This window comes from Candidatus Aquicultor sp. (assembly GCF_054640775.1).
Genome location: NZ_JBTSLF010000100.1, coordinates 1 through 10,059, shown reverse-complemented (window position 1 = coordinate 10,059; position 10,059 = coordinate 1). Strand labels below are relative to the sequence as shown.

The window sequence follows — 10,059 nt, the reverse complement described above, 5'->3', positions numbered from 1 at the left end:
CCGGGGGCAAATGCGGCAACCGCCTTACCATTTTGCGGACTGACCACTCGATAGAGATTCTTAAAACGGACGATTCCATCATCAACCGGTGCTTTACGATGTTTTCCATCGGGAGGAATCTGCGCATCATAAGCTACCGGATGACCCTCCATTCCATTTACACCCTTAAACGCGATGATCCAGTAGTCGCCCTCAAGCCCATCATTGCCAGTGATTCTTGCATAGTAGGCATTTATATCTCTTGTTTTGCCAGGTCCTAGGCGTTTAGCGGCCTGTATCGCCTGTTCTCCAGTAATTTTAGATTTGGTTCTTGGTGCGCTCGCTCGAATGCCCGAAGCAGTCCAATCCTTCGCCACCTCGCCATCGAGCTTTAACGACCACACAGTAGTAGGCGGCGTCTTTTCCTTGATTGTTCGTGAAGGGGCGAAAACAAAATAACCTACCAAGAGCAGGACGAGGACAACAAAGATTGCTGCCGCAGCAATTACCTTTTTCATAACAACCTCCCGGCCGCCCAAACCATACTACCTTATACTAATTTATAGTACTAGTTTCGGTCGGTAATTGTTAGTCTACTTTTTTGCCCAAGACATCCGCGATCGACTTTACTTCACCGACAAGCTGCTCGAGTTGGTCGGGCGTTAATGATTGAGCGCCGTCACAAAGAGCTTTTTTGGGATTTGGATGGACCTCGATCATCAAACCATCGGCGCCTGCGGCGACCGCTGCGCGACTCATGGGGATGATGTAGTCGGCGTGACCCATCGCGTGGCTTATATCCACGATAATCGGGTGCGGGCTGAGCTTTTTGACTACCGGCACAGCGGACAGGTCGAGTGTAAAGCGGGTCGAAGGCTCAAATGTGCGTATACCGCGCTCGCACAGGATAACGTTGGGGTTGCCAGCAGTCGTAATATACTCTGTTGCGAGAAGCCACTCGTCAACCGTGGCCGACATTCCCCTTTTAAGGATAACCGGTGTCTTGCTCTCGGCGGTTAAGGCCCCGATTTTCTTTAAAAGCGCAAAGTTCGCCATGTTGCGCGTGCCGACTTGAATCATATCGACATACCGCAGAACCAGCTCGACGTGCTCGGTATCCATGACTTCGGTTACGGCTTTGAGACCATATTGCTTGGTCGCATCGGTAAGATATTTTAGCCCTTCTTCCTCGAGGCCCTGGAAGCTATACGGGGATGTTCTTGGCTTAAACGCCCCGCCCCGCATATATGTGAGGCCGAGCCCGGAAATCTTTTTTGCAACCTCCATCATCTGCTCACGGCTTTCAACCGCACAAGGCCCGGAGATAATCGTCATATGTTTACTTACAATCATGCCCTTCACCTAATCCAAGCTTTTCATCGTGTGCAGAATGGTTTCGTAAATACCCCTGAGGTCGTCATCGTAGAGGGGGCCGTTGTTCGCCGAGGTAATCTTCTGGAAAATATTCTCTTCCCGCCCAGGATCGTAAAGGGGCAGGTTACTCTGCGCTTTAAATACCCTGATCTTTAACGCAAGCTCGGCCCTCGCATTAAGTTTCTGGACTATCTCGCGGTCGATATCATCGATTTGTTTGCGCAACTCTTCAATCTGGCGCATTGCATCGTCACTCATGAATTTCCTCCAGTGTTGAATCTTAAAACCAGGATGGAGCTAGTCCACCTAGAAATCGGAAAATTACTTAAGCGATAGTGTACCACATTTAGGGTGCGCAGTAGTAGTGTGACCTGCAAATATCAGCTGCTATAACCTATACAGCGTTTGAACAATGGATCAATGGAGCATTAGACCGAGATGATTTCGCTATTCCCACTCGATTGTCGCCGGGGGCTTCGAGCTTATATCATACGCCACCCGGTTTACGTGATGGACTTCGTTAATAATCCTACTGGATATCCGCTCAAGAACGTCGAATGGAATCCTCGCCCAATCGGCAGTCATCGCGTCTTCGCTGGTAACAGCCCTGAGGATGATCGGATAGGCGTACGTGCGCTCGTCGCCCATAACACCCACGCTACGGATGCTCGGGAGAACCGCGAACGACTGCCATATCTCCCGATAGAGGCCCGCCCGCTTTATCTCCTCTTCGAAGATCGCGTCGGCATCTCGCAGGATATCCAACCGTTCGGGTGTGATCTCGCCGATAATACGGACCGCGAGGCCCGGGCCCGGGAACGGGTGTCGCCAGACGATCTCGTCGGGAAGGCCGAGTTCTTCGCCGACCGCGCGCACTTCATCCTTAAAGAGGGCGCGAAGCGGCTCGACCAGCTCAAGCTCCATATCCTCAGGTAAGCCACCTACATTGTGGTGCGTCTTTATTTTGGCGGCGTCTCTTGTGCCGCTCTCGATAACGTCCGGATAGAGCGTACCCTGGACCAGGAACTTCGCATCGTGGAATTTGACTGCCTCATCCTCGAAGACCCGGATAAACTCCTCGCCGATGATCTTGCGCTTACGCTCGGGGTCGGTCACTCCTTTAAGCTTCTCCAGGAATCTGTCCTGTGCCTTAACGTGTATCAGGTTTATATGGAAGTGCCTCCTAAAAGCCTCTTCGACCTTTTCGGCCTCGCCTTTTCGAAGCAAGCCGTGGTCGACAAAGATGCATATCAGGTTATCGCCGATAGCCTTGTGAACCAGGATTGCAGCAACCGAGGAGTCAACGCCGCCGCTTAAGCCACAGACGACTTTGTTATCGCCGACTTGCTCCCGGATTTTGGTAACCGAATCCTCGATGATCGAGACCATCGTCCAGTTCGGAACGCACTCGCAGGCATCGTAGAGGAAGTTTTTAAGGATCTGCATGCCGTAGGCCGTATGAACTACCTCCGGGTGAAATTGCACGCCGTAGAACCCTTTTTGCGGGTTTTCCATAGCGGCTACCGGAGCGCCGCCGGTGTGGGCGGAGGCCTTAAATCCTTCAGGGACCGACCGCACCGCATCCTGATGGCTCATCCACACGGTCTGTTCAAGCGGAATATCTTTAAATAAACCGTTGCCTGTATCGACAACGAGGTCCGTCTTTCCATATTCCCTATTGCCGGTGCGCGCTACTTCGCCACCCAGGGTATGGGCCATAAGCTGCATGCCGTAGCATATGCCTAGAATCGGCACACCGAGTTCAAAAAACGCGGGATTGGCCGCCGGCGCTTTATCGGCGTAAACGCTTGCCGGGCCACCCGAAAATATCAATCCACTCGGATTTTTGGCCTTAAGCTCTTCAATTGAAATATCATGAGGCACGATCTCCGAGTAAACTTTACACTCGCGTACGCGCCGCGCGATAAGCTGCGCGTATTGCGCTCCGTAATCAACAACCAAGACAGTCTGAAATTCGTTCTTTACTTCATTAGTGGCCGACAATCATCCCACCTATCCCATTCCTACACGCTGTGCCTGCTGGAGGACCTTACCTTCGGTTTGAAGAGATGGTGCAACCATGACCTCGGCTTTTTGAAATTCTTTTATGTTCTGGTAGCCTGTTGTGGCCATGGATGTCCTGAGGGCGCCAAACAGGTTTAGCGTGCCGTCGTTCTCACGCGCCGGACCGAGTAAAAGCTCTTCAAGCGTGCATCTTTGACCGGCGTAGACACGGGTTCCTCTTGGAAGCGTCGGATGGAATGTCGCCATGCCCCAGTGGTTTCCACGCCCGGGGGCTTCTTGCGTTCCGGCGATCGGGGAGCCGATCATGACCGAGTCCGCACCGCACGCGATCGCCTTGGCGATGTCGCCGCCCGTACGCATGCCACCGTCTGCGATAACGTGACAGTAGCGACCGCTTTCCTCCAGGTACGTTATCCTTGCAGCCGCGGCATCCGCTATTGCAGTCGCCTGCGGAACGCCGATACCGAGTACACGCCGCGTCGTGCATGCGGCACCAGGGCCGACTCCGACCAAAACACCGACCGCTCCGGTCCTCATAAGATGAAGGGCTGTCGAGTATGACGCGCACCCACCGACGATAACCGGTATCTCAAGCTCGTTGATAAACTTCTTTAGATTCAGGGGCTCGACCTGTGTGCTTACATGTTCGGCGCTCACGACAGTGCCCTGGATGATAAGAAAATCAAGACCGGCCTCAAGCGCTATCTTATAGTATTGATCGACCTTCTGGGGGGTGAACGAGGCGGCGGCTAATACCCCGCCATCCTTGATCTCCTTGATACGCTGCGCAATAAGCTCTTCTTTAACCGGCTCTTTATATATCTCCTGGAGACCGCGCGTCGCATCCTCATTGGGTAAACTGGCTATTTTCTCAAGAATAGGACCGGTATCCGCATAGCGGGTATAGATACCTTCGAGGTTAAGCACCGCAAGACCACCGAACTTACCAAGCCCTATCGCAAGCTTTGTATCCACAACACCATCCATAGCCGATGCCATCAGCGGTAGCTCAAAACGATGTCCGGCAATCTCCCAGCTTATATCGATATCTTCGGGGTCACGGGTCCTTCTGCTGGGAACAATAGCGATATCATCAAAACCGTACGCCCTTCTTCCCCTTTTTCCTCGTCCTATCTCTATTTCCATGTGTCCTCCTATAATAAATGGCTAGTAGTGCTCTCTTATAATCTCTTAAATAATCTCTCTTAAAATAGTATAACGTAAAAAAGCCCCTATGACAGGCTTACTTAGTTGGTAACGACAACCCCACGGGTTTTACAAAAAAGCCCAGCGCTTTATACCCCTATCGGGTTAGCGTTCTGGGCCACGTAGCCACGTATGCAGCTGTTGATTAGTTATTTTATTGCTCAATTCCATGGGTAAAATTTCGATTATCTTACACCCGCAGATTGCTTGTGTCAAGAACAGGGCGCGGATAGTGCCGCTTTGACGGCTCGAACCCCGCAGCACACGCACGAAAAATATCCCACCGGCCTTGGGTGGGATAAAGGGCTTGCACTATGCGGGATGTACCGATGATGCTTATGCAACAGGGGCCGGTAAATCCGGTTTTCTTACCGCTCTTGCGATCGGCTTGGCGGCGACGCGTGGCTCGACTACGTACCCGTTCTCTTTCGCTTCATCCCAGCATCCGGAGCACTTTCCAGTGCATGGTGAGTAATTGCGCAAGCAAAATTGACAGCAGATATCCAGATTTTCTGAGCATTCGTGATTATTTGAGGTGCATTTAACGTTTTCCATAATTGCCTCCTTGAATGCCTGATGTGTTTATTCCAGGAATGCGAAAGTAATAAGATTAAGAATCGCCGAAGTATTGTAGGTTCTGGTTCAGCAAAACAACAGAGCTTCGTATCTGCGGAGTTCTAAATCAACGTGAGAAGTGCTTCCTCGTAAAAGATGCTCAGGCGATTATCACTGTATTAATAATACAACGATTGGGCAAAATATGCTAGGTAAATATGTTACTTTGTTGTTACATAAGGGCGGGGTCTAATGACCCCGCCCTTATATTGCTTCATGTGCTGGCGCTTAATCGCCCGGTAGCAGCAGGTGTTACATCATACCGCCCATGCCGCCCATGCCCGGCATACCGCCGCCCATGCCGCCTTCTTCAGACGGTTTCTCGGCAATGGCAGCCTCTGTGGTAAGGATGAGGCTTGCAATCGAAGCCGCGTTCTGGAGCGCCGAGCGCGTGACTTTCGCCGGGTCGATAACGCCGGCTTTCATCATGTCGCCGAACTCACCGGTTACGACGTCAAGGCCTTGGCCTTTATCCATAGCTTTGATCTTCTCGACGATTACGGAGCCCTCATAGCCCGCATTTGCCGCAAGCTGGCGAAGCGGCGCTTCAAGCGCACGCGCGATGATCTGAGCGCCGACTTTCTCGTCGCCGCTAAGCTGACCGTCGAGCACAGCCAGAGCGGGGATGATATTGATGAGAGTTACCTCTCCGCCGGGGACGATTCCCTCTTCAACAGCAGCCTTGGTTGCGGAGAGCGCATCCTCGATGCGGTGCTTCTTCTCTTTCATCTCGGTCTCGGTCGCCGCACCTACACGGATAACGGCAACGCCGCCGGATAGCTTAGCGAGGCGCTCCTGGAGTTTCTCACGATCGAACTCGGAGTCGCTCATATCTATCTCTTTCTTGATCTGCGCGATACGGGCTTGAATGTCCTCGGCTTTGCCCGCACCATCAACGATAACCGTTTCGTCCTTGGTTATGCGAACACGACCTGCGCGGCCGAGCATATCAACGGTAACCGTGTCGAGCTTAATTCCAAGCTCCTCGGTTATAACCTGGCCACCGGTAACGATGGCGATATCCTGCATCATAGCCTTGCGGCGCTCGCCAAATCCCGGGGCCTTGACCGCGATACCGGTAAAGGTGCCGCGGATCTTGTTGACGATGAGTGTTGCGAGTGCTTCGCCTTCGACATCTTCAGCGATGATGAAAAGCGGGCGACCGGCCTGCATTACTTTCTCAAGAACGGGCAGAAGATCGGCGATTGCGGCGATCTTCTGGTTTACGATAAGAATCAACGGCTCGTCAAGAACGGCTTCCATTCTATCCGTGTCCGTGACCATGTAGGCGGAAAGGTAGCCCTTGTCGAACTGTAGACCTTCAACGACCTCAAGGCTGGTTCCCATTGTCTGGGATTCCTCAACAGTGATGACGCCATCTTTGCCTACTTTGTCCATTGCATCTGCGATCAAACTACCGATCTCGGAATCAGCGGCGGAAATGGTCGCGACAGCTGCGATCTCATCCTTGGTGTCAATACTCTTGGACATATTTTTGATCTCTTCAACAGCAGTCTTTACGGCCTTATCGATACCCTTCTTTAAAAACATCGGGTTCGAACCCGCTGCAACGTTTTTCATGCCCTCGCGCACGATTGCCTGGCCGAGGATCGTAGCGGTAGTCGTTCCGTCACCGGCGACATCATTCGTCTGGGTCGCGATCTCTTTAGCGAGCTGCGCGCCCATGTTCTCGTATACATCCTCAAGCTCGATCTCTTTTGCAACGGTCACACCATCATGGGTGATCGTCGGAGCACCGAACTTCTTGTCGATTACGACGTTTCTTCCTTTTGGTCCCAGCGTAACTTTTACGGTATCGGCGAGTTTGTTCACGCCGGCCTCAAGCCTACGCCTTGCCTCTTCATTGAACTCAATGAGTTTCGGCATATACTGGTTTCCCTCCTCATAATGCTTAATAATTCTTTAAGCTGTAACTAAACAAAAATTTAAACAAATCTAAACAGATCTAAACGAAACTAATACCGGCCGGCAAATTACTGGCCGATTATAGCCAGGATATCTTCTTCTCTCATGATGAGATAATCCTGTTCGTCTATCTTGATCTCGCTGCCACCGTATTTTGAGTAGATGACTTTATCGCCGACTTTGATTTCCATCGGCATTGCCTTGCCGCTGTCGTCGAGCTTGCCACCCCCAACAGCAACAACTTCCCCTTCTTGGGGCCTTTCCTTCCTGGCGGTATCCGGGATGACGATCCCGCTTTTCGTAGTTTCTTCCGCCTCGATCGGTTTGATCACTACGCGATCACGCAATGGTTTTAAGTTCATTAAATACAACCCTCCCAACAGTATTTTTAGCACTCTGTCTTGCCGAGTGCTAAAATAATATTACAATACAGCCTTTGCTAAATCAACACACCATCATAAATTTTTGCCAATTTTCCGCGCAGCTAAACATTAGTTTTTATATAAACTTTGGCTCTTTGGGCTAAAGATAGGTTTATGATAACTTAAGCGCACGCCTATATAAAGCAGCTGCCAGTATGATTGCGAGGTAAAGATAGGGCATCAGGTGACCGTATCTCGTAAAAAAGCTCACTCCGGGTGAGAATTCGATGGTGCCCAAAAGTATCCGCTGTTGTTCGACCCCGGACTTTGCGGTTATTCGGCCGTTACCGTCAATGATGCCGGAGATGCCGGTGTTTGCCGTCTGGATAACCGGGACGCCATACTCGGCGGCCCGCATCCGAGTTATGCGGAAATGCTGTTCGAGGGCGGCGGTTTTGCCGAACCAGCCATCGTTGGTAATAACGACAAGGGCTTGGGCCCCCGCGTTTACCATCTTGGCGACGAGCGGTGAGTCGCATGATTCAAAGCAGATTATCGTCGAGAATCTGCCGATGCTGTGTATGGCCGCATCGGTGCGCGCATAGCCTTCTTGCCCTCTCTGTATCTGTCCGGGAAATTCAAAAACCTTGTAATCGGTTCCGGGGGTGATATTGCGAACCAGCGTAGCTAAGTTGTTTATCCGCTCAACCAAGGCCCGCATCGGGATGTACTCGCCGAATGGAACCAGATGAATCTTACGGTATGCTTGACGCCTTCCATAACGATCAAAATAGAAAGCATCGTTATGGATGAGGCCCGCGTCGTCTTCAAAACACCCAAAGATAAGGGATGTATTTCGTGGGACGAGCAACTTGTTGAGCTTTTCAACAAACTCCCGTTCGTTGCTTATATACGACACCAGAGCGCTCTCCGGCCAGATGATGAGGTCGGGTTTTGACTTGAGCGCCTCTTTGGTCATGGTAAGATACCGCGCCTTGATCGCATCGTCGTTTCCGACATCGGCTTTAAGGTTCTGAGGGATGTTTGCCTGGATGATCGCAACTTTAATCGCGGACGGCGCTTTAAGCGATTGTGAAGCATGCATCCCTGTTTCACCCGGGCCGGCTGCGTCAACCACGATTGCGCTTGCGGCGGGCCATATCATAACTGAAGCGATAAGCGTTGTGATTCCTAAAGCGGCAAGCCTTACCCGTGCGACAACCCACTCCCGATCCCGTCTCTCGACCTGCGCAACGACCGCCTCGATAGCCCTGAGGCCGATCAAGTTGATCATAACAAAAACAAACCCGAGGCCGTACTCCCCGATATATGAGGCAAGCTGAAGCAGGTAGGGGTTATCCGCGGTTGACCCGAGGTTCGCCCACGCGAAACCCCACGGTCCCAGCGCACGTCCCAGCTCACAAAGCGCCCAGAGCGCGGGAAGGATGACAAACTGCGCGGTCCCCTTATAGGTACGCATAACGAGCCGGGCGCCGAGCGCAAAAAGAACCATCCAGAGCGAAAGCATGCTCGATAGCGCTATTAAGGCGATAAAGCCGAAAACCTGGATCCAGTAAAGAACGATAAAAAAGAACGACAGGCCAAAAGCAAACCCGAGGAGTGCAGCGCCCTTAGCATTGGTTCTCTGAAGTGCGAAGAGAAGCGGGATAAGCCCTATCCAGGCGAGACTACCGATGGATGGGTATGGAAAGGCAAGCGCCAGCAGCAATCCTGAAACGATTGCCAAAAGGAAATCAATGAGCGTGTTCTTGGGGAAGCGTTTCAAATTCTCAACCAGCCTTTGCACGTAGGCTTTCTATAAGCTCATTAGGCCTCGATAGTTTGCCCGAGTCTCAAATTCGGGATCGGGTTGGCCTCAAGTGATATTCTATCACCGGCCAGGTATCTATGATAACCTGCAACCGCAATCATAATAGCGTTATCGGTGCAAAGGAATATGTGCGGATAGTAAAGCAGCAACCCCTCGCGGTTTGTCTCTGCGATCATGCGCTCCCTAAGGTAGCTGTTAGCGGCAACGCCACCGGCCAGAATGACCTTATCGACGCCCTTTTCCCGCGCCGCCTGGATGGTCTTCGTGACCAGCACATCGACAACGGCGGCTTGGAAACTAGCGGCAAGGTCGTGCAGGGGAAGTTCGTGCGCGTCGAGGTTAAGATGCGATACGTAGTTTAGTACCGCGGTCTTTAAGCCGCTTAGGCTAAAATTAAACTCGCCTTTTTTCAACATAGCCCTCGGGAATTGAATCGCTGCCGGGTCGCCCTTCTTAGCCATCTCATCGATGATCGGGCCGCCGGGGTACCCCAGCCCTAAAAACGAGGCCACTTTGTCGTATGCCTCACCCACAGCGTCATCCAGCGTCTGGCCAAGCACTTCGTAGCTGCCGAAGTTTTCCATATAGACGAGCATAGTATGTCCGCCCGAGATCACCAGAGCGATAAGCGGCGGTTTTAAATCGGGATGGTCGATGAAGTTAGCGTAAATATGGCCCTCGATATGATTCACTCCTACGAGCGGCAAGCCTTTGACGTAGGATATGACCTTGGCGGCCCCC

10 protein-coding genes are annotated in these 10,059 nt (G+C 52.0%); all 10 read right to left on the bottom strand.

Annotated features, from left to right (window positions below):
- Window positions 1-497 (bottom strand): hypothetical protein (locus tag ACYC56_RS09130; protein ID WP_461373874.1); only part of this gene is annotated, 497 nt, incomplete at its 3' end.
- Window positions 498-567: 70 nt separating this feature from the next.
- Window positions 568-1,332 carry a 3-deoxy-7-phosphoheptulonate synthase gene (gene aroF / locus ACYC56_RS09125; RefSeq protein ID WP_461373873.1) on the bottom strand — a complete coding sequence of 255 codons (765 nt, stop codon included), beginning with the start codon at window positions 1,330-1,332 and terminating at the stop codon, window positions 568-570.
- A gap of 9 nt (window positions 1,333-1,341) precedes the next feature.
- Window positions 1,342-1,611: a chorismate mutase gene (locus tag ACYC56_RS09120; protein WP_461373872.1), complete on the bottom strand. Its 270-nt coding sequence runs from the start codon at window positions 1,609-1,611 to the stop codon at window positions 1,342-1,344.
- Window positions 1,612-1,800: 189 nt separating this feature from the next.
- Window positions 1,801-3,357: a glutamine-hydrolyzing GMP synthase gene (guaA, locus tag ACYC56_RS09115; protein ID WP_461373871.1), complete on the bottom strand. Its 1,557-nt coding sequence runs from the start codon at window positions 3,355-3,357 to the stop codon at window positions 1,801-1,803.
- A gap of 9 nt (window positions 3,358-3,366) precedes the next feature.
- The gene (locus tag ACYC56_RS09110; protein WP_461373870.1) at window positions 3,367-4,524 is read right to left on the bottom strand and encodes a GuaB3 family IMP dehydrogenase-related protein; all 1,158 of its coding nucleotides are present in this window, start codon (window positions 4,522-4,524) and stop codon (window positions 3,367-3,369) included.
- 396 nt (window positions 4,525-4,920) lie between these two features.
- Window positions 4,921-5,139, bottom strand: coding sequence for a hypothetical protein (locus tag ACYC56_RS09105; protein ID WP_461373869.1), 219 nt, complete (start codon window positions 5,137-5,139; stop codon window positions 4,921-4,923).
- 312 nt (window positions 5,140-5,451) lie between these two features.
- A complete protein-coding gene (gene groL / locus ACYC56_RS09100; protein ID WP_461373868.1) occupies window positions 5,452-7,086 on the bottom strand; it encodes a chaperonin GroEL in 1,635 nt (544 codons plus the stop codon).
- Window positions 7,087-7,193: 107 nt separating this feature from the next.
- Window positions 7,194-7,487: a co-chaperone GroES gene (groES, locus tag ACYC56_RS09095; RefSeq protein ID WP_461373867.1), complete on the bottom strand. Its 294-nt coding sequence runs from the start codon at window positions 7,485-7,487 to the stop codon at window positions 7,194-7,196.
- Between the two features lie 172 nt (window positions 7,488-7,659).
- Window positions 7,660-9,294 (bottom strand): apolipoprotein N-acyltransferase, encoded by a 1,635-nt coding sequence (gene lnt, locus ACYC56_RS09090; protein WP_461373866.1) that lies wholly within the window; start codon window positions 9,292-9,294, stop codon window positions 7,660-7,662.
- Window positions 9,295-9,314: 20 nt separating this feature from the next.
- On the bottom strand, window positions 9,315-10,059 hold a 745-nt coding region (locus ACYC56_RS09085; RefSeq protein WP_461373865.1), incomplete at its 5' end, for a tRNA (adenosine(37)-N6)-threonylcarbamoyltransferase complex transferase subunit TsaD.